The organism is Arthrobacter sp. MMS18-M83 (assembly GCF_026683955.1).
GTDB lineage: Bacteria > Actinomycetota > Actinomycetes > Actinomycetales > Micrococcaceae > Arthrobacter.
In genome coordinates this window covers 290,723-314,694 of sequence record NZ_CP113343.1, presented here as the reverse complement: position 1 = coordinate 314,694, position 23,972 = coordinate 290,723, and the positions used below count along the sequence as shown (strand labels likewise).

At 63.6% G+C, this 23,972-nt stretch carries 24 protein-coding genes and 1 pseudogene; 23 read left to right on the top strand and 2 right to left on the bottom strand.

The genetic code is table 11. The annotated features are described in order from the left end of the window. The first annotated feature begins 2 nt into the window (after window positions 1-2). The 14 genes and pseudogenes from OW521_RS01485 (at window position 3) to OW521_RS01415 (ending at window position 10,723) form a co-directional block, all read left to right on the top strand. A complete protein-coding gene (locus OW521_RS01485) occupies window positions 3-1,526 on the top strand; it encodes a toluene monooxygenase (RefSeq protein ID WP_268022328.1) in 1,524 nt (507 codons plus the stop codon). Continuing rightward, window positions 1,523-1,834 (top strand): toluene-4-monooxygenase system B family protein, encoded by a 312-nt coding sequence (locus OW521_RS01480; protein WP_268022326.1) that lies wholly within the window; start codon window positions 1,523-1,525, stop codon window positions 1,832-1,834. The genes OW521_RS01485 and OW521_RS01480 overlap by 4 nt, the downstream gene beginning before the upstream one ends. Then, complete coding sequence (locus OW521_RS01475; protein ID WP_268022324.1) at window positions 1,831-2,142, top strand: MmoB/DmpM family protein; 312 nt, start codon at window positions 1,831-1,833, stop codon at window positions 2,140-2,142. Before OW521_RS01480 ends, OW521_RS01475 begins: the two co-directional genes overlap by 4 nt. After that, the gene (locus tag OW521_RS01470) at window positions 2,135-3,187 is read left to right on the top strand and encodes a hypothetical protein (protein WP_268022322.1); all 1,053 of its coding nucleotides are present in this window, start codon (window positions 2,135-2,137) and stop codon (window positions 3,185-3,187) included. The genes OW521_RS01475 and OW521_RS01470 overlap by 8 nt, the downstream gene beginning before the upstream one ends. Further along, window positions 3,184-3,513 (top strand): Rieske 2Fe-2S domain-containing protein, encoded by a 330-nt coding sequence (locus OW521_RS01465; protein ID WP_268022321.1) that lies wholly within the window; start codon window positions 3,184-3,186, stop codon window positions 3,511-3,513. The genes OW521_RS01470 and OW521_RS01465 overlap by 4 nt, the downstream gene beginning before the upstream one ends. Then, window positions 3,510-4,760, top strand: coding sequence for an NAD(P)/FAD-dependent oxidoreductase (locus OW521_RS01460; protein WP_268022320.1), 1,251 nt, complete (start codon window positions 3,510-3,512; stop codon window positions 4,758-4,760). The genes OW521_RS01465 and OW521_RS01460 overlap by 4 nt, the downstream gene beginning before the upstream one ends. Then, on the top strand, window positions 4,757-5,518 hold the full coding sequence (locus OW521_RS24115; protein WP_326493998.1) for an iron-sulfur cluster assembly protein: 762 nt from the start codon (window positions 4,757-4,759) through the stop codon (window positions 5,516-5,518). Before OW521_RS01460 ends, OW521_RS24115 begins: the two co-directional genes overlap by 4 nt. 25 nt (window positions 5,519-5,543) lie before the next feature. After that, window positions 5,544-5,843 carry a putative quinol monooxygenase gene (locus OW521_RS01445; protein WP_073358024.1) on the top strand — a complete coding sequence of 100 codons (300 nt, stop codon included), beginning with the start codon at window positions 5,544-5,546 and terminating at the stop codon, window positions 5,841-5,843. A gap of 20 nt (window positions 5,844-5,863) precedes the next feature. Then, on the top strand, window positions 5,864-7,141 hold the full coding sequence (gene glyA, locus OW521_RS01440; RefSeq protein ID WP_268026098.1) for a serine hydroxymethyltransferase: 1,278 nt from the start codon (window positions 5,864-5,866) through the stop codon (window positions 7,139-7,141). A 95-nt stretch (window positions 7,142-7,236) separates the two neighbouring features. Continuing rightward, the gene (locus OW521_RS01435) at window positions 7,237-8,718 is read left to right on the top strand and encodes an NAD-dependent succinate-semialdehyde dehydrogenase (RefSeq protein WP_268022314.1); all 1,482 of its coding nucleotides are present in this window, start codon (window positions 7,237-7,239) and stop codon (window positions 8,716-8,718) included. 89 nt (window positions 8,719-8,807) lie between these two features. Next, a complete protein-coding gene (locus OW521_RS01430; protein ID WP_268022312.1) occupies window positions 8,808-9,038 on the top strand; it encodes a hypothetical protein in 231 nt (76 codons plus the stop codon). Window positions 9,039-9,076: 38 nt separating this feature from the next. Then, window positions 9,077-9,304: pseudogene (locus OW521_RS01425) on the top strand (DUF4113 domain-containing protein); the annotation flags it as partial. A 79-nt stretch (window positions 9,305-9,383) separates the two neighbouring features. Further along, window positions 9,384-9,551, top strand: a complete 168-nt coding sequence (locus tag OW521_RS01420; RefSeq protein WP_268022310.1) for a hypothetical protein — start codon at window positions 9,384-9,386, stop codon at window positions 9,549-9,551. 485 nt (window positions 9,552-10,036) lie between these two features. Then, window positions 10,037-10,723 carry a DUF6308 family protein gene (locus OW521_RS01415; RefSeq protein WP_268022308.1) on the top strand — a complete coding sequence of 229 codons (687 nt, stop codon included), beginning with the start codon at window positions 10,037-10,039 and terminating at the stop codon, window positions 10,721-10,723. Window positions 10,724-10,758: 35 nt separating this feature from the next. On the opposite strand, the gene OW521_RS01410 is transcribed toward OW521_RS01415, so the two are convergent. Together OW521_RS01410 and OW521_RS01405 are read right to left on the bottom strand one after the other, a co-directional pair. Beyond that, window positions 10,759-11,757 carry a hypothetical protein gene (locus OW521_RS01410; RefSeq protein WP_268022306.1) on the bottom strand — a complete coding sequence of 333 codons (999 nt, stop codon included), beginning with the start codon at window positions 11,755-11,757 and terminating at the stop codon, window positions 10,759-10,761. A 1,130-nt stretch (window positions 11,758-12,887) separates the two neighbouring features. After that, window positions 12,888-13,535 carry a TetR/AcrR family transcriptional regulator gene (locus OW521_RS01405; RefSeq protein ID WP_268022304.1) on the bottom strand — a complete coding sequence of 216 codons (648 nt, stop codon included), beginning with the start codon at window positions 13,533-13,535 and terminating at the stop codon, window positions 12,888-12,890. A 204-nt stretch (window positions 13,536-13,739) separates the two neighbouring features. Here OW521_RS01405 and OW521_RS01400 point away from each other — a divergent pair, with 204 nt between their 5' ends. From OW521_RS01400 to dmpG, 9 genes are all read left to right on the top strand, one after another. Further along, window positions 13,740-14,567 carry an alpha/beta fold hydrolase gene (locus tag OW521_RS01400; RefSeq protein ID WP_268022302.1) on the top strand — a complete coding sequence of 276 codons (828 nt, stop codon included), beginning with the start codon at window positions 13,740-13,742 and terminating at the stop codon, window positions 14,565-14,567. Beyond that, window positions 14,564-15,571 carry a VOC family protein gene (locus OW521_RS01395; RefSeq protein WP_268022301.1) on the top strand — a complete coding sequence of 336 codons (1,008 nt, stop codon included), beginning with the start codon at window positions 14,564-14,566 and terminating at the stop codon, window positions 15,569-15,571. Before OW521_RS01400 ends, OW521_RS01395 begins: the two co-directional genes overlap by 4 nt. 95 nt (window positions 15,572-15,666) lie before the next feature. Beyond that, the gene (gene mhpA, locus OW521_RS01390; RefSeq protein ID WP_268022300.1) at window positions 15,667-17,274 is read left to right on the top strand and encodes a bifunctional 3-(3-hydroxy-phenyl)propionate/3-hydroxycinnamic acid hydroxylase MhpA; all 1,608 of its coding nucleotides are present in this window, start codon (window positions 15,667-15,669) and stop codon (window positions 17,272-17,274) included. Between the two features lie 32 nt (window positions 17,275-17,306). Continuing rightward, on the top strand, window positions 17,307-18,176 hold the full coding sequence (locus tag OW521_RS01385) for an alpha/beta fold hydrolase (protein WP_268022299.1): 870 nt from the start codon (window positions 17,307-17,309) through the stop codon (window positions 18,174-18,176). A gap of 55 nt (window positions 18,177-18,231) precedes the next feature. Further along, on the top strand, window positions 18,232-19,947 hold the full coding sequence (locus tag OW521_RS01380) for a bifunctional 3-(3-hydroxy-phenyl)propionate/3-hydroxycinnamic acid hydroxylase (protein WP_268022298.1): 1,716 nt from the start codon (window positions 18,232-18,234) through the stop codon (window positions 19,945-19,947). Then, a complete protein-coding gene (locus OW521_RS01375; RefSeq protein WP_268022297.1) occupies window positions 19,916-20,854 on the top strand; it encodes a 3-carboxyethylcatechol 2,3-dioxygenase in 939 nt (312 codons plus the stop codon). The genes OW521_RS01380 and OW521_RS01375 overlap by 32 nt, the downstream gene beginning before the upstream one ends. After that, the gene (locus OW521_RS01370; protein WP_268022295.1) at window positions 20,854-21,660 is read left to right on the top strand and encodes a 2-keto-4-pentenoate hydratase; all 807 of its coding nucleotides are present in this window, start codon (window positions 20,854-20,856) and stop codon (window positions 21,658-21,660) included. Before OW521_RS01375 ends, OW521_RS01370 begins: the two co-directional genes overlap by 1 nt. Before the next feature lie 10 nt (window positions 21,661-21,670). After that, the gene (locus OW521_RS01365; RefSeq protein ID WP_268022293.1) at window positions 21,671-22,609 is read left to right on the top strand and encodes an acetaldehyde dehydrogenase (acetylating); all 939 of its coding nucleotides are present in this window, start codon (window positions 21,671-21,673) and stop codon (window positions 22,607-22,609) included. Between the two features lie 2 nt (window positions 22,610-22,611). Then, window positions 22,612-23,634 carry a 4-hydroxy-2-oxovalerate aldolase gene (gene dmpG / locus OW521_RS01360; protein WP_268022291.1) on the top strand — a complete coding sequence of 341 codons (1,023 nt, stop codon included), beginning with the start codon at window positions 22,612-22,614 and terminating at the stop codon, window positions 23,632-23,634. Window positions 23,635-23,972: the final 338 nt, after the last annotated feature.

The window sequence follows — 23,972 nt, the reverse complement described above, 5'->3', positions numbered from 1 at the left end:
TATTGAAGCGGGAAGAGTGGCAGGGATTCGTCCGCGACGTCGATTGGACGCCCACGTACGTCGACTACGAGGCAATCTATCCTGAATGGCATTGCGGTACAGGGAAAGTACCGCGCGAGGCGTGGCAGGGATGGGAGGAGTCCTACAAAGTTAGCTACCCCGAATATGTGGCAACCCAACGTGAAAAGGAATCATCCACCTACGCGGTCAAGGCCGCATTGCAGCGCTCGAATACATTTCAAGACCTCGACGAGGGGTGGAAGTCGGCCACCAAAATGCATTTCGGCGGGGTCGCACTGGTCGAATACGCTGCGGTGATCGGTGAACTGAAGATGGCACGGTTCGGACTGAATGGATCCTGGCGCAACATGGCGACGTTCGGTCAGCTCGACGAGATGCGGCACGCGCAGATCACCACGTTCTTCGGACACGAGTTCGTCGGCCAAGACGCACAGTACGACTGGACCCAGAAAACGTTCCACACCAACGACTGGGTACCTATAGCGCTACGAAATCTGTTCGACGGCATGATGGTTGCACCCAACGTCGTCGACCTCGCGATCGAGCTGCCGTTCACCTTCGAGACCGGCTTCACCAATCTGCAGTTCATTGCTCTCTCGGCGGACGCATTGGAATCCGGCGACGTGAACTTCGCCAACATGATCTCCTCGATCCAGACCGACGAAGCTCGCCACTCCCAACAGGGTGGCCCCACGATGGAGATCCTGGTCGAGCACGATCCGGTCCGCGCACAGTGGGTGATCGACAAAAGCTTCTGGGGCTCGGCCCGAGCCTTCGCCGCGCTCACCGGACCGGCGATGGACTATTACACCCCTCTCGAACACCGCAAGCAGTCTTACCGGGAGTTCATGGAGGAGTGGATCATCGACCAGTACATCCACACGATCGAAGACTATGGCCTGAAGAAGCCGTGGTACTGGGATGAGTTCATCACTGGACTCGACACCTGGCACCACGGGTTGCATATGGGTCTGTGGTACTGGCGTCCCACCGTGTGGTGGCGTCCGAAGGCCGGCGTCAGCAAAGACGAACGCGCTTGGCTCGCTTCCAAATACCCCAACTGGGAGAACGTCTACGGCGACAAATGGGACGTGATGATCGACCAGGTCAACGCAAACAATGTCGAGGCGACATTGCCCGAAACACTGCCGTGGCTGTGCAGCACCTGCCATCTCCCGTGCTGCAACGCGACCCCGTCGCGCAACGGGGAGTGGAAGGTTCGCACGTGGCAGCTCGACTACGACGGCAAGAAATACCACTTCTGCACCAACGCCTGCCGGCAGATCTTCTGGAAAGACCGTGACAACGTCAATCACGAGACGCTCATCGACCGGTTCCTGGCCGGTCAGATCCAGCCGATGGATGTCGGCGGGATCCTGAACTACATGGGTATGACGCCCGACGCCATGGGCGACGACCCCGACTACGGCGCCTGGACCCGCGACTATATCGGCCGCGCGGTCGAGGGTATCGCTGCCGCAACCGTTCAGGGGGCGACGCAATGACACAGTCTCAAGAAACAATCGAGCTGGGGCCCGCGGACCGGGCACCGGAGCTGGTACCGCTCAACGCGATCTTCGCAACGGACTTCGTCCAAATCCTGGTGCCGGTGACCACCGCTGACACCATGACCGAAGTGGCGGCGGCGGTCGCCCATCACGTCGAGGGCAAACGTGTGCGTGCCCTTCCGTATGAGAAGGTCGTCATCCACAACGGTCGGATCGTCCCCGCGGAGATGACCGTCGCCGATGCCGGCTTCGCACCCCTCGACCACATCGCGGTCGAGTACCTCGTCCCCAAGGGAGCGTCATGAACAATGTTGTCGGTCCCATCCTGCGCATGGGTGACCAGATCGAAGAAGTCATCGCCGCCATCCGCGATGACAATCCCGACCAAGACATCCAGATCGTCGACCGCGGGTCGTATGTGCGGATCCAAGGACATGACCGAATTCGTCTCACGCAGAACACACTTCGCGGATATCTGGGCGCAGACTACGAGATTCGTTCCTTCGGAACGATGATGTCGTCTTTCGTCGGCCGTGTCGTCAACAACAGCGACGAAATCGTGTGGGAGAACATCAAACGCACCGCGCCCGAAGGAGTACTCGCTCATGACTGAACAAGTTCGCAAACTACGCGCCCGCCGCACATTCAGTGCGTTCGGTGAAATTCGCAAGATGCCGAGCGAATACGAGATCGTGACGCACGGACAGAACTGGACAACGCGGCAGAACCGTACGTCCGCGTTCGAACAGAATCCATCCTCTGCGCCCAACATGTGGTTCAACACGTACCGGGACAACTCGGCCCTCCAAGCCAACGACTGGGAGCAGTTTCGCGACCCGGACCAGTACACCTATCGGACGTACGTCAACGCCCAGGCGGAGTCCGAGTCGAAGGTGCACGGCGTGCTTGAGGAGTACGCGGCGGCCGGTTCCGCCGCGGCGCTTGCTCCGGGCTGGGTCGAGACGCTCGCCACCCTGTACACACCGTCGCGCTATCCCGTGCACGGTTTTCAACAAATCCAGGCCTACATCGGCCACATGGCACCGACGTCCTACGTCACGAATGCGGCAGGTCTCGCCACCGCGGACTTCCTGCGTCGGGTCACCACGATCGCGTACCGCACTCGGGAATTGCAACTAGCACAACCGAGCTCCGACATCGGCACCGATCACGAACGCAGAGTGTGGGAGACACACCCCGGATGGCAACCCGCCCGCAAGGCAGTCGAGAGCGTGCTCGCCACCTACGACTGGGGCGAAGCATTCACTGCGCTCAACCTCGTGTTGCTGCCGACGTTGGACGACGTTCTGAGCCGCCAATTCGGTGAGATAGCCCGTGACAACGGCGACGAACTGACCTGGCTTCTGCACGGCTTCCTCGATGCGGACAACCAGCGACGAAACCGGTGGAGCATCGCCCTGGCGCAGTTCGCGATCACTCAGCAGCCCACCAGCGCATCAGCAATCGACAAATGGGTGGCCAAGTGGTCCCCGATCGCCGACGCCGCTGCACACGGGCTCGCGACGATCCTCGCCGAGACTCCCGAAATCCCACGCAACGCCGACGCCGTCACTGCCGGTGCCAAGGCCGCACGCGAAGGCTTCCTGCGCGGCATCCTCGCACCAGCCGAGGCGGTGGCGAAAGTGAGCACGACATGATGACAGACGACGCCACCCGGCGCTGGCAGGACACTCAGCACATCGACGACTTGTGGGAAGGCGACATGGTCGGTGTCGAGATCGACGGCACAAAGGTTCTCGTGGTGAATGTCGACGGCGCAGTCCGTGCCTTCGAAAACAAATGCCCGCACCAGGCATGGCTCCTCGACGAAGGCGACTTCGACGGTGAATCGATCACCTGCCTCCGGCACATGTGGACCTTCGCTGCCGATACCGGCGCAGGTATCAACCCGGACGACACCACACTGAAGTCGTTCCCGTGCAGGGTCAATGCCGACGGCATAATCCAGGTCGACGTCGAATGAGCACCGTACGACACGTCGTCGTCGGAGGAGGGGTGGCGGCGGCCTCAACCGTGGCCACCCTTCGATCCGGCGGCTTCGACGGCGAACTCGTCCTCGTCAGTGACGACGACACTGTGCCCTACGAGCGACCACCGCTGTCGAAAGACTTCCTGGAACCTGGTTCACCCCCGACACCGACGCTGATTCGCGAGCCACAGTGGTACGCCGACCACCAAGTACAGACCCTTCTCGGGGTAAAGGCTCAACGCCTCGACCCACGAGCAAGGCGCTTGAAACTCTCGACCGGCGAATCGCTGTCCTACGACGGACTCGTCTTGGCGACCGGAGTCCGCGCCCGGCCGGCACCGGGCGACGCGAGCGACCGAATACTCACGCTGCGGTCACTCGCGGACGCCAAGTTGTTGCGTTCTCGGCTCGCATCAGCCGAACACGTCGCAGTTCTCGGCGGCGGATTCATCGGCTGCGAGGTCGCGGCAACTGCCGTGGGTCTTGGGAAGCGCGCCACCATCGTGGAACGCGCCGACGTCTTGATGAACAAAGCACTCGGCCATTCGATCGGCGCCATTTTCACCGACATACACCGCGCCAAAGGGGTTGAGCTGCATCTTAACAGTGTCGTCCTCGGCGTCCACGACACCGGTTCGTCGGCTGTCGTGCGAACCAATCACGGTTCCATCGAGGCCGACCTCGTCGTCGTCGGAGCAGGCTCATTGCCCAACGTAGAACTGGCCGCCGAGGCCGGCATCGTCACCGACAACGGCATCGTCACCGACCAATTCTGCCGAACGAACGTGCCGAACGTGTACGCCGCCGGCGACGTCGCCTCCTCCTATCACCCCTTCTACAACCAGCACCTGCGGGTCGAACACCACGACACCGCCACCCGGCACGGCGCGGCGGCAGCGCGCAATCTTCTCGGCCACGACGAGCCGTTCCTCGAGGCGCACTGGTTCTGGTCCGATCAATACGAACACAACCTGCAGCGGACGGGGCGCGCCGAGGGCTCGGACGAAGTCGTCATCCGTGGCTCGCTCGACGACCTGAAATTCTCGGCATTCGCCTTGCGGGACGGGCGCATTCGCAGCGTAATCTCGCTCAACCAGCCGCGCGACGTGATTGCGGTGCGCCGGTTGCTGTTCGTCGACCATGATGTGACGGCCGACAAACTGCGAGACCAGGCGATGCCGCTCAACCGACTGCGCTCACGCATGCCCGCCAGCGCCACAGCAGAGGAGAGGACCTCATGACTCTCGTGACCGCACTGACAATTACCGAGTCGCAAGTGCGCGTGCCGTGCGACGAGGCGCGTGCGGCACTCGACACCGTCACTGGGCTCACCGCACCCCAGGCGCGGGAGAAGCTCCGCTTCGCAGCTGGCCACACCTGCGAACCGGTCGCCCGCATCATCGACAAAGCGATGTCGGATGCGCGCTCTTCGGGCCTCGACCCGCGACAGCTCGTGGTCACCGCCGCAACCGTGACCGCGGGTGAGGACATCGTGCGGGTACGACGGAAGGCGCACGGGAAAGCCGACTGGATCGCCAGCGTCACCAGCGACATCCGGTTCGACCTGACCCCGAGAGGCCTCTACGAGGCTACCGGTGCCGACGTCGCGCCGGCTCCGTCGCCGACTGTTTCACGCCGCGAGGATGACGTGGCGGACCGCAGTCCTGCCGACCGTGATCCGCTGGCCGACTCCGTCCGTGAACTCTTGTACGAGGTCATCGATCCCGACCTCGGGATCAACATCGTGGACCTGGGGTTCGTTCGAAACGTGGCGGTCGAGCAGGGCCGCGTGGCCATCATCACCATGACATTGACGTCCGCGGCCTGCCCGCTGACCGAGATCATGTCCGACCAGATGCGCGCCGAGCTGCTGCCGGCAGAAGGTAATCGGCTCGTCTCCGACTTCCGCATCGAGTGGCAATGGGTTCCAGCATGGAAGCCGTCCGACATCACCGCCGACGGCCGCGAGCAACTGCAGGCCATCGGATTCACCATCTGACATCACCCACCGGAAGGAACACATCATGGGACACGTCATCATCGCCACCTGGACCGCAAGAGAAGGCGAGGCCGACTACATCCGGTCAATCCTCGAGAAAATGACCCCGGGCAACCGCGCCGAAGAGAAGACGGTCCACTTCCAAGCGCAGGTCAGTAACGATGACCCGAACACTTTCGTCGTCTACGAGCATTACACCGACGCGACCGGCTACGAGGAACACCGCGCCTCCGAGCCGTTTCAAACGCTCGTCCTCGGCGAGGTCATTCCGCGTCTGCAGAGCCGCTCGGTGACAACGTTCACGACCGTCGGCGACGAAGCGTGAGCACGCGTCTTCAGTCCGTGATGGACCTGCCACTCGCTGACGTCGACCCCGAGCTCGCCGCTGCGATGGCAGGCGAACTCGGGCGGCAACGCTCGACGCTCGAAATGATCGCCTCCGAGAACCTCGTACCGCGTGCGGTATTGGAGGCCCAAGGCTCAGTTCTGACCAACAAATATGCTGAGGGGTACCCCCGGCGCAGGTATTACGGCGGCTGCGAATTCGTCGACGTCGTTGAGCAACTCGCGATAGACCGCCTCAAAGCGCTGTTCGGAGCTGAGCACGCCAACGTCCAGCCACACGCAGGTGCGCAGGCGAGTGCAGCCGCGTTGAGCACCTTCGCCCAACCCGGGGACACCATCTTGGGTCTGGACCTTGCACATGGCGGTCACCTTACCCACGGCATGCGGCTCAATTTCTCGGGCAAGCTCTATCGCGCGGCGGCCTATCAGGTCGATCCTCGGACGTCGCGGATCGACATGGACAAGGTGCTCACCATTGCCCGCGCCGAACGCCCGCGGGTCCTCATCGCCGGATGGTCGGCATATCCACGAGAACTTGACTTCGAGGCATTCCGCGCTGTGGCCGACGACGTGGGGGCCACGCTGTGGGTGGACATGGCACATTTCGCAGGGCTTGTCGCCGCGGGACTTCACCCGTCGCCGATTCCGTATGCCGATGTCGTCACCACCACGGTGCACAAGACCCTCGGCGGCCCGCGTTCCGCGGTTATCCTCACGACGGCGGAGCATGCAAAGGCCATAGACAGCAACGTCTTTCCCGGTCAGCAGGGCGGACCCCTAATGCACGCCATTGCGGCCAAGGCTGTTGCGATCAAGATCGCTGCCACCGCGGAGTTCCGTACCAGGCAGCGCAACTCGGTCGAGGGGGCACGGCTGCTCGCGGCCCGTCTGTCGGAGACCGACGTGCAGAGCAAAGGGATCGCCGTCCTCACCGGCGGTACCGACGTACACCTCGCCATGGTCGACCTGCGCGACTCACCTTTGACCGGACGCGACGGCGAAGACGCCTTGCACCGTGTCGGAATCACAGTGAATCGCAACGCGGTACCTTTCGATCCGCGTCCGCCGATGGTCACCTCCGGACTTCGAATCGGCACGCCCGCACTGGCCACGCGGGGATTCGGCCAGGACGAGTTCACTGAGGTGGCCGACATAGTCGCCGAAACACTCATCGGCGGCGACGAGGCGGAGTTGGCCGCCCGGGCGACCACGCTCGCCGACGCCTTCCCCATCTACCCGCACTTGCCTGACACCGCAAAGAACCACGCAAAGGTGTAACCCTCCGCAGTCGCGACAGGTGTCGACTCGGGCGCCGCCAAACCCGGCACTGCAAACGCCAACGGCTGCCGGTTCCCCTGAACGAATGGAAAACCATGACCTCTCCCTTGAACAACGAAACCCGGCTTCTTGCCTCAACCCCTACGAGGCTGCTCATCAACGGCCAGTGGCTGCCTGCGGCATCCGGCAAGACGTTCGACGTCGAGGACCCCGCCACGGGCAAGGTGCTCATGAGCATCTCCGACGCCGGAGCAGAGGACGGCGCCGCCGCCCTGGACGCTGCCGCCGCCGCCCAGGCCTCATGGGCCCGTACCGCTCCCCGAGAGCGTGGCGAAATCCTGCGCCGCGCGTTCGAGCTGGTCACGGCACGTGCCGAAGACTTCGCGCTGCTCATGACCCTGGAAATGGGCAAGCCGCTGGCTGAGGCGCGTGGTGAAGTTGCCTACGGCGCCGAGTTCCTGCGCTGGTTCTCCGAGGAAGCCGTCCGCGTCAGCGGCCGCTACTCCGCGGCCCCGGACGGCAAGAACCGCATCCTGGTCCAGAAGAAGCCGGTTGGCCCCTGCCTGCTGATTACTCCCTGGAACTTCCCCTTGGCCATGGCTACCCGCAAGATTGCCCCCGCCGTCGCGGCCGGCTGCACCATGGTGCTCAAGCCCGCCAACCTGACCCCGCTGACCAGCCTGCTCTTCGCCCAGGTCATGCAGGAAGCCGGCCTCCCCGCAGGCGTGCTCAACGTCATCCAGACCTCCACGGCAGGCGCAGTCACCGGGCCCCTCATCAAGGACGACCGCCTGCGCAAGATCTCCTTCACGGGTTCCACCGCCGTCGGGCAGTCCCTCATGCGCGAAGCCGCGGACAAGGTCCTGCGCAGCTCCATGGAACTCGGCGGCAACGCACCGTTCGTGGTCTTCGAGGACGCCGACCTGGACAAGGCCGTCGAAGGCGCCGTCGCAGCCAAGATGCGCAACATGGGCGAGGCCTGCACCGCAGCCAACCGCTTCATTGTGCACGACTCCATCGCTGATGCCTTCGCCGACAAGTTCGCTGCCAAGATCTCGGCGCTCAACACTGCGCGCGGTACCGACCCGGACTCCACGGTCGGCCCGCTGATTGACGGCAAGGCCCGCAACGGCGTACACGCCCTCGTGTCCGACGCCGTCGCCAACGGCGCGATCGCCGTCACCGGCGGTGCCCCGGTGGACGGCCCGGGCTACTTCTACCAGCCCACCGTGCTCAAGAACGTGTCCGCCGACGCCCGCATCCTGAAGGAAGAAATCTTCGGACCGGTGGCCCCGATCATCACCTTCAAGAGCGAAGACGAGGCCATCAAACTGGCCAACAACACCGAATACGGACTGGTCGCCTACGTCTACACCAAGGACCTCAACCGCGGACTGCGCGTCAGCGAAAAGATCGAGACCGGCATGCTCGGCCTCAACGCCGGCGTCATCTCCAACGCCGCAGCACCTTTCGGTGGCGTGAAGCAGTCCGGCCTGGGCCGTGAAGGCGGCTTCGAAGGCATCGAGGAATACCTCACCACGCAGTACGTCGGCATCGCGGACCCTTACGCCGACTAAACCATCAAAACAGCCGAGTCCCGAACGAAGGCCCCGGAAGCCCCGCAGGGGTTGATAGCTCGGCACACCCTGCCCAGAAAGAGACCACGATGATCAAAAACCATTCGGACATCGTCCTGGAAATCATCGCCCACGACCCCAACACCCTCGAAAACGATCTGAACGCCGCCGTCGATATCGCCCGCGAACGAGCCAAGAAGGAACGCCGCCACGGCATCCTCGTTACCCAACACAGCTACACCAGCTACACCGTCGCTGTAAGCCAGGATGTCCCCTACGGTCAGACCCGCGAAGCGCGCGAAGAACCCGCGAACACATAGGGCGTGGAACCGGTCCGAGCTACAGAGGTCGGCAACCCTTGCGGCCCAGCGGGAACCAGAAACCCTTGGAACTGTTTGCGAACGTCCACGAGGAGCGTGAGATCGGCACACTCTTGGAAGACGTCAGCAAACGCTACGGGAGGGGGTCGATCGGGCCCGGACACGCCGGGATCCGGAGAGGCCCGGACTGGACCATGAAACGGGACATGCTCTCACCCCGGCACACCACCCACTGGGACGAACTGCCCCTCGTCAAAGCCGCGTGAACACCCGAACCCCCCGTTGCCCAACCGGTAAGCAGCCCCTGGCAGGCTAGACGACGGGGTTGTCTACGGTTTCCAGGCAGTGCCGGCCGTCCTCATCTTTGACCAGTTCGACGGGCCGGAGGGCCCAGTCAGCGGCGACGTCGTAGGCTTCGCCGCGGACCAGGTCCAGAAGTCCGGCGCCTGGAGCATCACTACATTTGCCGCCGAAGATCCCGACCCCCGCCGAAACGACGTCCCTTGCGGTTAGCCCACCGTCTCCGAGAGCGCCACCCAACTGGTCAACTGTTCGGGCTGTGCTGTATTGCGCAGATAGATCGGCTTCGGCAGTTGGAGTCTGCATCCCCAAACCTACCGTTTCGGTTGGCCCGATCGTTATGTTCCCGTTTCGATCGTCAATTGCAATCACGATGCAGGCTTGGCCAAACCGCCAAGCATAAATCCCGCCGACGCACCGCCGCACAACCCGTCCGTGATCAGACCTGTAGGGTCGTCCCGGTTTCGGTCGGCAGGCGGCAGCTCAGGCCGACTCGAACCGCCCGAAGCGATGAAACGAGTCATTGCAGGAGGTCATTTCGAGAGTCTCCGGGCATGAAAACGGCCGCCCTGGAATGCTTTCCGCAGCGGCCGCCCGCGATCGCCGGATCAGTCCTTTGCGGGTGCCGGCCGACAAGCCGGCCGTCACGTCAGTGAATGTGCTCATGTCCTGGTGCGTGCGGCGGTAGGCTCAGGCGCATGACGGAGACTCTTATCGTGGGCGGTCTGGAAGTCAGTGTCGAGCATGCCAAAGAGCTGGCGTGCGGGTACATGAACCAGCCCGGCCAATGGTCCTACCCTGCCTACGACAGCTACCCCGGGAATGGCGACCGTGATTCCGTCGGTCCCCAGGATGCCTTGGCAGCCGGCCTCCTGAACGCCGGACAGAACCCGCTCAAAACCCAATACTCGTTGCTGGGGATCCTGGAGGACGTCAACCCGCTCCTGCGTAACGAGGACCTGACCGGCACCCTGGACCACGCCGCTCCGGAAACCTTGTCGGCCATCACCAAGCTCTTCGGGGTCCTGGACGGCAGGAAGACACCGCAGCTGCGCCTGGTGAAACTGGCCAAGATCCTGCAACTGAAGCGGCCGGGCCTGCTGCCGCTTTACGACGACAACATCTGGCGCTGCTACGGCAAGCTCGGGGCTAAGAGGATGGCTAGCGTGAAGGGGCGCACCAATGGGGAGTTCATGACCGCGTGGCTGCCCCACATCCAGAAAGACCTCAAAGACGGCTTGCAGCACTGGACGGACATCGCAGCGCTCGCACCGGCCGGTGGTCCGGAAGTAACGCCTTTGCGGGCCTTGGACATGGTGGCCTGGCGGCTCGTCGAGGAGAAAGACCCCAGGAGGCGTAAGCGCATTCGCCGCAGACGGGCATAACTAAAACGCCCTCCAGTTCCGTTCGAAGCTGTCCGTCATTTCCAGCCGATGAGTTTGGCTTTGTTAGGTACAGCGCTGGCTGGAACCTTCTTCGGTGTTCCGCCTCCTGCGGAGCCGACGGTGTACAGCTCGTGGCTGCCTGAGTTGGGGGCCATCGAGAGGAAGGCAACGGAGGCGCCGTCAGGGCTCACGACGGTGTAGGAGGGGGTCCGGTCCGTCGGCTGGAACAGGGCGATGCCATCCGTGGGCGAGTCCATCAGGTCGGACTTGCTGCGAGGTTTCGCCTTGACCCGGTAGATCCCGCTTTGGCTGAAATCGACCGCTACATACTCGGTCGAGTTGATCCAGTCCTGGACAACGAAGCCTCCGACGCCCGCACCGTTTTCCTGAAACGTACCGCCCCCGTACTGGACCCCTACGAGCGTCCCGTCAGGGTTGACGAAGTAGTTCACCCCTTCATCGGGTGAGAGGGTTTTCATAGCAGTTGCCGGACCGGTGAGTCCGTTTGGGACTTTCACGATTGTGGGCTGTTTCTTTGGGCCGACGCCGGCCTCGCGGCGGGCGAAGTAGAACGTCCCGTCGGTGCCGAACATCGGCGTGTCATCAGCGGTGACTGTGGCGGAACCGGAGGTCGTGTTCGTTGCTGCACTGACGTCAGTGAACGTCCCTGTGGTGTCGAGCCAACCAACGTGCACGGCGGCGGCCGATGTCTTCTTCACAGCGACCACGCGGTGGAAGTCGGGGGAGAACATGGCTCGCCCCATCGGAGAGGATCCGTATGTCATCTCCACGATCTCCGGATCGATGGAGATGGACGTGTCGGGCGAGACGAACGTCGCGACGGTGCCGGCGGCTCCAGTGGCCGGGTCGATGGCGTCCACCTCTGCGTTTCCGCTCGAGTCAGTCCAGGTGAGGATGAGGCCCGAAGCCGGCTGGACGCCCGCCTGCGACGCGATGATGCTGCCGCTGGCGTGCGACTCAGCGCCTCCACTGCCGACGATGGCCGATGGCTCCGGGCCGGAGCATCCTGCCACTGACAGACACATTCCCACGGCTAGGGTGAGACGCACGGCAGCCGACCTGCCAGAGAAGTCGCTGAAGCCCATTGACCGTCCCCAATGCTTGAGCCGGTTGTTGACACCGGCCAGTTGAGGCTAGAGCATACCGCCAGGGACCCGCCGAAGGGGCGACCCAGCCGACCAATCGTGATGTTACGAACCAGAGTTGTCTGGGCCGTTGCGGATCCAGTTGCGCATCATGTCCAGGGAGACAGCCGTGGTGGAAGACCTGGACTGGCTCATGCTGTTCTGCAGCCAGTCCATGTTCAGCTCGGTGAGCAGGTCATCCCGGTTGGCGAAACCGCGAACGGCGAGCCTCGACAGGAGCCGTAGGCCATGTATTCAAGATGATGCTTCGCAGTCTGGGCATATGTCGGCGATGGTGACAACAGGGGAGCAACCGGTGGCTGCGAACAGCAGGCCCGCGTATGGGACGATCCCGTAACGGCTGGGACGGTGCTTACGGCTCGGAATTCCCGATGTGCGGTCGGTGGGGGAGTTCGACGGCCAAAAACCGGGTGCGTACAACATACACACTTTGGGCTTCGGACTCGGCCGTACCGGGGCCGGACTGGCCCGTACTCAGCATGTTTCCGCGAGTTCCCTGTGTTTCCGCGGCCTGGAATGCGGTTCGAGTCCCACCTCGGGCACAGTGTTTCCGCAGGTCAGGGGCCTATTTGGCCCTCTGGCTGTGCACAAATCAGCTTTTTATGGGCCCTTCGGGGCCGTGGTTGTTGGTGGCCGTTGGTGTGGCCGGGTGCCTCTTTCCTTGGGGTGGGCGGTATGTCTGTGTTCTTGCTTCTTCATGATGTGCCGAGGACGTGGCTACATGACTTGTGAGGTTCTGGTGGTCTCGCTTCGGCCGGGGCCGCGTTCAATTGTCTGTAGAGTCGCGTCAGGTTCCCCTGTGTGTGGATGATCGCTGTCCAGACCCAAGGATGTGGTATTGGCCTTCGGACGTTGTAGGAGTCCGACAAGGAGTCCTCTCCCGACGCTATCTTCCGTGCAACGAAGGCGCGCCTCGGGTCTTCCTCCCATGCCGAAACTTCTCTTGACCGGTCCTTTCCATTTGCCGGGCTTCATTGAGTCGATCCCGACGTTCGCAATCAGGTGTGTTGACTATTGATGCCTCGTAGGGCGTCCTCGGCCAGACCGACAAGGGCCGTGGCCGCGTGATCAAGCAGCACGGCCGGCGTAACCGGCGAGCCAGCTTTGATGGTGAGGTAGATCCCGTCAATCATCGCGACGGCAAATTCATCCAGTTCAGAGGCAATCTGTTCGGAGACCTGTTCCCCGTACTCCTCATAGGCGCCTTTGATCCAGCGGTGCATGAAGGCTACTCCCTCGGTCCGCACCGCAGTGGCGACGTCATGGGATGCCTTCTCGCGGTGCCGTTGGCTGTTCAGGCGGAACATCAGCTGCAGCTGGAGAAACTGAGCGTGCTCGGGATCTCCGATCAGGGAAAGGCCTGTGCGCAGGAACATCTGGTGGAGCCGCTCACTGGGGGTTCCCGCAAACCAGTCAGGATCATCGAAAGCGCCGAAAAAGTGTCGGGCACCGCGTTCCATGACCGCCTCCAGGACGCCTTCCTTGCTGGAGAAATGCCAGTAGATGGAGCTGGACGGTAATCCGGATTCCTTGGCGAGCTGCGACATGGAGGTTCCGTCGTAGCCGTGCTCAGCCATCAGCCTGGCTGCTGTATCGATAATCGTCTGGCGCGATACCTCGCCCAGTTCTTTACGTTTGTTATGCATTGGCATTCTCTTGGCGGGCATTACTGAAGAATATCCCGCTGCTGCCGCCTGTGGCTCAGCCGAACGACGTTCCCCCGCCACGGATGACGCCACTACCAGATTCATTTGGTTCCTCATTTTGAGAAGCATCCTATTCCGTCGCTTGTGACTGTGATCACCACTAGTGTACTATCTGGAATGACCCACACAGAAAGGCGATCAACGATGACGTCAACACTGGAGATCACGTCGCAACAGGTCGATGTCGGTGACACCACCCTGCACGTTTCCATCTCTGGCCAGGGCTTTCCTCTGGTCTGGCTGCACGGCAGCGGCCCCGGCGCGAGCGGACTTTCCAACTTCCAGGCCAATCTGGAGGCCTTTCCGGACTTCCGGAACCTTGTCATCGACCACCCCCGCTTTGGTGCATCGGGGCGGCCTCACATCGAAGGCGCGCTGATTCCTTACAGCGGCGAGCGGATCCTGAAAGCCTTGGACGCCTTGGGCGTGCAAGAGTTCAGCCTCATCGGCAACAGCTACGGCGGCGGCGTCGCAGCCTGGATCGCGGCGACCGCCCCGGACCGGGTGACTTCACTGATCCTGATGGCCCCGGGCGGGCTGACGCCGAAGCACGTCACGAAGTCCGAGGACTTGCCGTACGGCATCCAGCTCATCGTCAAAGCGATGACCCAGGGCGTCGACCGGGAGCTGCTGCGGGAATTCACCGGGGCCATGGTTTACGATCCGGCGCTCGTTACCGACGAACTTGTCGAACAGCGTTACCACGCCGCTGCGAAGAACAACCCGGAAATTGAAGGCGTCCCCCACATGGGAGACCTGACGGAACTGCTGGGCAACATCACCGCCCGAACCCTGATCATCTGGGGCCGCGAAGACCGGTTCCTCCTCCCGGGCTGGGCCATCCTCTGGCTTGAGGCGATTTCCAACTCGGAGCTGCACGTGTTTCCGCGCTGCGGGCACTGGGCTCAATACGAACAACTCAACTCATTCAACAGACTCACCGGCGAGTTCCTTAGGAGCGAAATATCATGACGATCTACAACCCCGGACCGCAGATTGCCCAAGCCGGCGCAATCACCCTCGGCACCCCTGACCTTGAGAAGTCCCTGGGCTTCTTCCGTGACCTGCTCGGCATGGAGGTCGTCTACGAAACGGCCGACGTCGCCTACCTGCGCGGCTACATGGAACTTACCCACCACTCGCTGATCCTGCGCCGCTCGGACGAGGCGGTTGTCGATGCCTACAGCTTCCGCGTCAAGCGCCCGGAAGACGTGGAGCTGTTCTACAACGAGCTCCGGGCCCAGGAGATCGAGGCCATCGAACTGCCCGCGGGGCACGAGGTCGGACGCGGCGAGGCCTTGCGGTTCATCTGGCCCGGAGCCGGCCACCCGCTGGAGCTCTACTACGGCATCGATAAGCCGCTGGCTCCGGAGGAGATCCGTTCCCACCTGCCGTCCAACAGCTCCAAGCGCCGCGGACTCGGCGTCCGCCGGATCGACCACTTCAATGTCCAGTGCGCCCCGGGCGACATGAACGCCGCGGAGAAGTGGGTCCGCGAAACCCTCGGTTTCAAACGCCGCGAATTCATCCACATCCCGGAGAGCCAGACACTGCTGGCTTCCTGGATGTCCGTCACCCCCCAGGTCCATGACCTGGCCCTCGTCGCGAACCCCTTTGAGAAGTCCGGACAGCTGCACCACGTGGCCTTCAACCTGGAGAACTTCTCCGACCTGATGACGGCTGCGGACGTCCTCAAAGACCACGACGTGCAGTTCGACGTCGGACCGGGCAAACACGGCATCGGCCAGGCGCTCTACCTCTACGTCCGCGACCCGGGCTCCGGCCACCGCGTGGAGCTCTACGCCGGCGGCTACCTGATCTTCGACCCGGACTGGGAAGCCATCGAGTGGACTCCCAACACGGTCGGTGACGGCCTGACCTGGTACGGGGACCCGCTGCAGATGGGCCCCGACAACTCCATGGCACCGACCACCAACTCAGCACCCCTTCATTCGCTCGCAGCCCTGCGGGCCTAGCAGCCGCTATGCCGGGACCGCGCCATTGCGGTCCCGGCACCATCCCCGTCCTTCGTCCTCAGCTGAGGACATGACCCTTCAGTGAGGAAGGTCCCATGAGCACCGACTCCTTTGACTATGACGTGGCTATCGTCGGCTACGGCCCCAGCGGCGTCACCGCAGCAAACTTCCTGGGCCAGTACGGCATCAGCACAGGCGTGTTCGAACGCGCCATGGACATCTACCCCCGCGCCCGGGCCGTGACCATGGACGAATACACCCTGCGGATCTTCCAGCAGGCGGGCCTGGACGAAAAACTGCTGGCAGACATGGACCCCCGGTCCGTCCTGCGTTGGAAAACCTACGCGGGCAAGGAGTTCCTCCGGATGACTCCGTCAGCCTCCGGCTACGGACAGCCCGCCAGTCCCCAGATCTACCAGCCCGCCGTCGAAAAGACCCTGCGCGAAGGAGCCGGCCGCTACCCCGGCGTCGTGGACGTGAACTTCGGCGAGGAAATGACGGCCATCAGCCAGGATGACGACGGCGTCACCATCACCGTCCAGAACAAGGCAACCGGCGCCCTGCGCACCGTGCGGGCCCGGTACCTTCTCGCGTGCGACGGCGGCAGCAGCCGGGTGCGGGAAGCCCTGAAAATGGAGCTGCACGGCAAGAGCAAGACCACCGAATGGGTCATCGTCGACGCCAAGGTCAAGACGTGGTGGCCCGAGCGTGACCTGCTGACATTCTGGTCCGACCCCATCCGCCCGGTCGTGGACATCCCGCTGGCCCTCGGCCATCACCGCTGGGAACTGCCGCTGCGCTCCCATGAGAACAAGGAAGACTTCCAGAGCCGTGAAGCACTGTGGAAGCTGCTCGAACCGTTCGGGGTGACCGCTAACGAGGTCGAAATCCTCCAGCATGCCTTCTACACGCACCACACGCTGATGGCCAAGCAGTGGCGCCAGGGCCGGGTCTTCCTCGTCGGCGACGCGGCGCACATGATGCCGCCGTGGGCAGGGCAGGGCATGCAGTCCGGCGTGCGGGACGCCCACAACATCGCCTGGAAGCTGCGGCTCGTCCTGAACGGTCAGATGCCCGACGGGCTGTTGGACCTCTACCAGGCCGAACGCGAACCGCACGTACGGGAAATGACCAAACTCGCCGAGACCCTTGGCTTCATGATTGAGGAAAGCAACCCGGTAAAGGTTGCGATCCGCAACCACGGGCTGCCCCTGCTGCAGAAGCTGCCCAAAATCGGCACGATCATCCGTGAATTCCGCTTCAAGCCCAAGCCAGCCGTGACCGCCGGGCTGATCAACGGAACGGTCACAAGCGGCAGCGCCGTCGGGCGAATGATCCCGCAGCCGGTGGTGGCCACCACAGAAGGCGCCCAGGTGAAACTCGATGACACCCTCGGCGACGGGTTCGCCGTCCTGGGCTTCAACACCGATCCGCGGGACGTCATGACACCCGAACAGGCCACCGGCTGGGAACAGCTCGGTGCCGGATTCCACACCATCCGCGCCACCACACAGGCCCCGCGGCTGGACACAGACCTCGTGGATTTCAACAACGTCCTGACCCCGTGGGCGGTCAAACACGGCGCCCGCGTCCTGGTACTGCGCCCGGACCGGTTCGTGCTGGCCACGGACAAGTCAGGCCTTGACGTCCCGGAACTCTCCGGCCGCCGCGAAACGGCCGTCAGCGTCATCGCAGTCCCGTGACCCACACCTCGCCAACTTCAAGGAAACCACCAATGACAGAGCGCCCCTACACCAGTGTCTGGTCCGACCTTGCCCAGGTTGAGTTCAGCCAGGGCTTCATCCAGGCCGGGCCGTACCGCACCCGGTACCTTCACGCCGGGGACTCATCGAAGCCGACGCTGATCGCGATGCACGGCATCACCGGCCACGCCGAGGCCTACGTCCGCAACCTGAAGGCCTTGTCCGAGCACTTTGACGTCTGGGCCATCGACTTCATCGGGCACGGCTACAGTGCCAAGCCGGACCATCCGCTGGAAATCAAACACTACATCGCCCAGCTGCTGGGCTTCATGGACGCCATCGGCGTCGAAAAGGCGTACCTCACGGGGGAGTCCCTGGGCGGCTGGGTCACCGCCCGGTTCGCGATCGACTACCCGGAAAAGGTGGAGCGGATCCTGCTGAACACCATGGGCGGCACCATGGCCAACCCCGCCGTGATGGAACGCCTGTACACGCTCTCCATGGAGGCAGCCAAGGATCCCTCGTGGGAGCGGGTCAAAGCCCGGCTCGAATGGCTCATGGCCGATCCCGCCATGGTCACGGACGATCTCATCCGCACCCGCCAGGCAATCTTCCAGCAGCCCGACTGGCTCAAAGCCTGCCAGGCCAACATGGCACTGCAGGACCCGGAAACCCGCAGCAGCAGCATGCTGACCGATGAGACACTGGCCCGGATCAAGGCACCGGCAATGGTGCTCTGGACGACCAAGGACCCCTCCGGCCCCGTGGACGAGGGCCGCCGCATCGCCGGGCTCATTCCAGACGGCGAACTCGCGGTGATGGAGAACTGTGGCCACTGGCCCCAGTACGAGGACCCGGAAACCTTCAACCGCATCTTCCTGGACTTCATGCTCGCCCCCTGAGCCGCCGGCTTTCCCCAAGCCCACCACCGCGTATTTCACAGAACAGAGAACCACCATGGAGTTTGACACCGACGTACTGGTGATCGGCGCGGGCCCCGTCGGCCTGATGCTGACCAACCTTTTGGGCACCTACGGGCAGAATGTGACCCTGCTGGAGGCCCTGCCCGGGCTCATCGACTACCCCCGCGGCGTTGGCATTGATGACGAGTCCCTGCGTTCCGTCCAGACCGCCGGACTCACGGACACCGTCCTGCCGCACACCACGCCCCAGCACATCATGCGGCTCGTCAACGGCAAGGGCCGCATCCTCACCCACAACGCCCCGACCACCGACGAATTCGGCTGGCCCCGCAAAAACGCCTTCATCCAGCCCCTGGTAGACCAGGCGATGCTGGAAGGCCTTGCACGCCACGCAAGCGTGGATGTCAGGTTCAACCACGAGGTCCTCTCGCTGCGCGAGACCGAAAACGGCGTCCTCGCCACAATCAATGTCACGGAGGCCGACGGCACGACCGACCTGCAGCAGATCCACGCCAAGTACGTGGTCGGCTGCGAAGGCGGACGCTCCGCCACCCGGCTCTGGATGGGCGTGCTGTTCGACGGAAAATCCCCCTCCACCCGCTGGCTGGTTGTCGACGTCAACAACGACCCCCTTGGCACCCCCAACGTCTTCCTCGGTGCCGACCCGAAACGGCCCTACGTGTCCATCGGCCTGCCGCACGCCATCCGTCGCTGGGAATTCATGCTGTTCGACGGCGAGACCGATGACATGGTGACTGACCCCGACTTCGTGAACAGACTCCTGGCCGATCACGTCCCGGATCCCGCCGGATTGGACTTCATCCGCCGCCGCGTCTACACCCACCACGCCCGGATCGCCAGTTCATTCCGCCGCGGCAAGGTCCTGATCGCCGGTGACGCCGCCCACCTCATGCCCGTCTGGATGGGCCAGGGCTGGAACTCCGGAGTCCGCGACGCCACCAACCTGGCGTGGAAGCTCGCCACGATCCTCCGCGGCCAAGCCACCGATGACCTGCTGGAGACGTACGACATCGAACGCCGGGACCACGCCAAGGCCATGGTCGACCTGTCCCTCACCCTGGGCAACGTCATCAAGGTCACCAACCCCGCCCTGGTGGCCTCCAGGGACGCCATCGCGGCGGCCCTGAACCTGCTTCCCCAGGTCAAGTCCTACTTCGCCGACATGAAATTCAAACCGATGCCGCGCTACACCCGCGGCGTCGTGGTCGATCCCACCAGCCACAAACCGGGATCCGCCGTCGCCAGAATCACCGGCAGGCTGATCCCGAGCCTGACAGCCAACACCAAGATCTCCCCGGTCGGTGTCCAGTTCCCGCAACCCCGCGTCACCACCCGCGAGCAATCCAACATCCTGCTCGACGAAGTGACCGGCAAATGGTGGACCGTGCTGGTCTGGGGCAACAACCCGAAAGACGTCTTCTCCACCGAAGACCTCGCCAGGCTCGAGGAGCTCGGCGCGCAGCTGGTGTGCCTGGTCCCAGAAAGCCAGCGAGCCTGGTCCGAAGATCGCTACCCGGCAGACGTCGTCGTCGCCGGTGATACGAGTGGCCAGCTCAAGAAATGGTTCGACGACCGTCCCACCCCTGTGGTGTTCGTCCGCCCGGACCGCTTCATAGCCGGCGCGTGCCTGGCCCAGGACGCCTCGGAAACCCTCAACGCCATTCTCACCGCAATGTCTTTCAAGGAAGGAGCAAGCAATGACGCTCGCACTCGTCTGCATGTCGCATAGCCCGCTGCTGGAGGTCACCACACCGCCGGAGGAAATCCAGAAGGATGTCGACGCCGCGTTCGCCGTCGCCCGGAAATTCGTGGAGGACTTCGACCCCGAACTGGTGGTCTCCTTCGCACCAGACCACTACAACGGCTTCTTCTACGAACTCATGCCGCCGTTCTGCGTCGGCTACGAAGCCGTCGGCGTGGGGGACTACGGCAGCGAGGAAGGCCCGCTCAACGTGCCTACCGCCGTCGCAAAGGATCTGGCCCAAGCCATCATCGACGCCGATCTCGACACAGCAATCTCGCTCAAGATGGAAATCGACCACGGCGCCGTCCAGCCCCTTGAAGTGCTCTTCGGCTCCATCGCCGCCAAGCCCGTGATTCCGATCTTCATCAACTCCGTCGCGCCGCCCTTCGCCTCCATGCGCCGGGTGCGGCAGCTGGGCACCGCCGTCGGAAACTACCTCAAGACCCTGGACAAAAGGGTCCTCCTGATCGGCTCCGGCGGCCTGTCCCACGATCCGCCCGTACCGCAGATCGCCACCGCCACCCCCGAACAGAAAGCCACGCTCCTCAACGGCCGGCACCCCACCGCAGCCGCCCGCAATGAACGACAGCAGCGGGTCATCGAAACCGCCGCAGCCTTCGCCAAAGGAAAGGCCAACATCATGGACCTGAACCCCGAATGGGACCGCCAGCTCCTGGACATCCTGGCATCCGGCGAACTCGAGAAGCTGGACACCTGGACCGCTGCAGAAATGGCGGCGTCGGCCGGCAACTCCGCCCACGAAGTCCGCACCTGGGTAGCCGCCTACAACGCACTGCGCGCAGCTGGGGAATACACCGTGACCTCCGAGTACTACCGCCCCATCCCGGAATTCATCGCCGGCTTCGGCGTGACCACCGCGGTGGTGAAGTGATGGCGGCCCGCGCGGAAACGATCCGCCGCGAATTGCTGGACCAGCTCGCCACCGAGCTGCTGGACGCCACCACAACGCTGGTCCCGGTCGCGCCGCTGCGCGACCGCCTTGACGGCATGGACCTGGCGGACGCGTATTACGTTCAGACCGCCCAGCTGGAGCACCACCTGGCAGCGGGGCGGGTACTGGCTGGCCGGAAGGTCGGACTGACCTCTTTGGCCATGCAAAAGCAGCTGGGCGTGGGCTCACCGGACTTCGGGTTCTTCTTTGAGGACATGGTCCACCACGACGGCGCCCGGATCCCGGCGTCCGGGTTCATCCAGCCCAAGGTGGAACCGGAATTCGGCTTCGTACTCAAATCCCGCCTCCAGGGCCCCGGTGTCACTCTGGAACAGGCCGCGGCCGCCATCGGCGGGGTGTACCCGGCCATCGAAATCATCGATTCGCGCATCACCGACTGGGACATCAAACTCGTGGACACTGTGGCGGACAACGCCTCCTGCGGTGCTATCGCCGTCGGGACCCAACCTCTTGACGTCGACCCCTCCGCACTGCTGGACATCGAATGTTCCCTCGTGATCGATGGCCAGGTACTCGGGACCGGAACCGGTGCCGACGTCATGGACAACCCCGTCGCCCCGCTCGCCTGGCTCGCCAACGTCCTGGGCGAACAGGGCGTTGCGCTGGAGGCCGGGCAGCTGATCCTCCCCGGTTCCTTCACCAAAGCCGAACCCGTGACCGCGGGAAGCACCGCCGTGGCGGACTTCGGGTCGCTGGGCTCCCTCACCATCCACTTCACAGACTAAGGACACCCCCATGGCAAAGAAAACAGCCGCCATCGTCGGCTCGGGCAACATCGGCACCGACCTGATGTTCAAACTGATGCGCCGCAGCAAGAACGTCGAGGTCAAGTACATGATCGGCGTCGACCCGGCCTCCGACGGCCTTGCCCGGGCAGCCCGGCTCGGCGTCACCACCTCCGCTGAGGGCGTGGACTGGCTCCTGGCCCAGGACGACCTCCCGGACTTCGTCTTCGAATGCACCTCGGCGAAGGCACACCAGGTCAATGCACCGAAGTACAAGGCCGCAGGCATCCACGCCATCGACCTGACCCCGGCCGCCGTCGGGCCTTACCTCTGCCCGGTCGTGAACCTGGACTCCCTTCAGGACGTCCTGAACGTCAACATGATCACCTGCGCGGGCCAGGCCACCACCCCGATCGTCGCCGCGGTGTCCTCCGTAGTGCCCGTGGACTACGCCGAAATCGTTGCGTCCATCGCCTCCAAATCAGCCGGGCCCGGCACCCGCGCCAACGTGGACGAGTTCACCGAAACCACGGCCAAGGCCCTGGAAGTTGTCGGCGGCGCCAAGCGCGGCAAGGCCATCATCATCATCAACCCGGTGGAACCGCCCATGATCATGCGCAACACCGTCTACTGCGCCATCCCCGCCGAAGCAGCCGAACACGGCGAGCTGCAGGACAGGATCCGCGCAGCCATCGACGAAGCCGTCGCGAAAATCCAGGACTACGTCCCCGGCTACGCACTGCGAGTAGAGCCGCAGTTCGACACCGCTCGGGACGACTGGAACGGCAACGGCCGCGTCGGGATCTGGATCCAGGTCAAGGGCGCCGCCGACTACCTCCCCGAATACGCCGGGAACCTGGACATCATCACCGCCGCCGCCACCCGCACCGCGGACCTGCTCGCAGACCGCATCGACGCCGCCACCCCGGCAGCAACCGTAGGAGCATAACCATGACCACGTCACAAGAGATCGGCGTCCGGCTCACGGACACCACGCTGCGCGACGGCTCCCACGCCATGAGCCACAAATTCACCGAAGACCACGTCCGCTCCGTGGTCCGCGCTCTGGACGACGCCAAGGTGGAGGTCATCGAGGTCAGCCACGGTGACGGACTCGGCGGCTCGTCCTTCAACTACGGCTTCTCGCTGACCCCGGAACTGGATCTGGTCCGTGCTGCGGTCGAGGAGGCACGGAACGCCAGGATTGCCGTGCTCATGCTCCCGGGCCTTGGAACCATCCACGACCTCAACCGGGCCCACGACGCCGGCGCCTCCGTCGCCCGCATCGCCACGCACTGCACCGAAGCCGACGTCTCCATCCAGCACTTCCAGCACGCCCGCAAGCTCGGTATGGAAACCGTCGGCTTCCTGATGCTCTCGCACCGGACCAGTCCGGAGAACTTGGCCAAGCAGGCCCGAATCATGGCGGACGCCGGCTGCCAGTGCGTCTACGTCGTCGACTCCGCCGGGGCGCTCATCCTGGAAGACGTCTCCGAACGGGTTTCCGCCCTCGTCGCGGAACTTGGCAACGACGCTCAGGTCGGTTTCCACGGACATCAGAACCTCAGCTTCGGCGTCGCCAACTCCATCTACGCCGTCCGTGCCGGTGCCAAGCAGATCGACGGTACCCTGCTGGCCCTCGGCGCCGGAGCCGGGAACTCGCCGACCGAGGTCCTCGCGGCGGCTTTCGAACGCCTGAACATCCGCACCGGGGTTGACGTGCACGGTGTCATGGCCGCCGCCGAAGACGTGGTCAAGCCCTTCATCACCCGGATGCCCGTCATGGACCGGGCGTCCATTATGCAGGGCTACGCCGGCGTGTACTCCTCCTTCCTGATCCACGCCGAACGCGCCGCCGAACGCTACGGCGTCCCCGCCTGGCAGATCCTCGAAGAAATCGGCAAAGCCGGCTACGTCGGAGGACAGGAAGACATGATCATCGACGTCGCCGTGCAGCTCTCCACCGCAAGCTAGACAGTTGCTTCAATAGCCCAGGGCGTCGGATGCACCGCTTCCGCGCCCTGGGTCTCCGCCCAGGTGAGGTAACCAATGACTTTCATCAGATTCGACAACTGGCGAAGACTCCCCGGAGCCGAAGTCCAAGTTTGGCTCCGAGGAGCTCTGGCACGAACCGGCATCATAGACGCGGCGACCGAAGACTCGACCATTGCCTGGATCGCAGCCGATGCAGCAGGCCCCCGCCGCCTATTGGAGCGAGCAAGCGGATTCGAGTTGAGGGTATCCCCGGAACAACTGATACTCAGGGCTGAACTCAAATCAAATCGCTAGTGCCCGCCACCGAGAATGCTCAA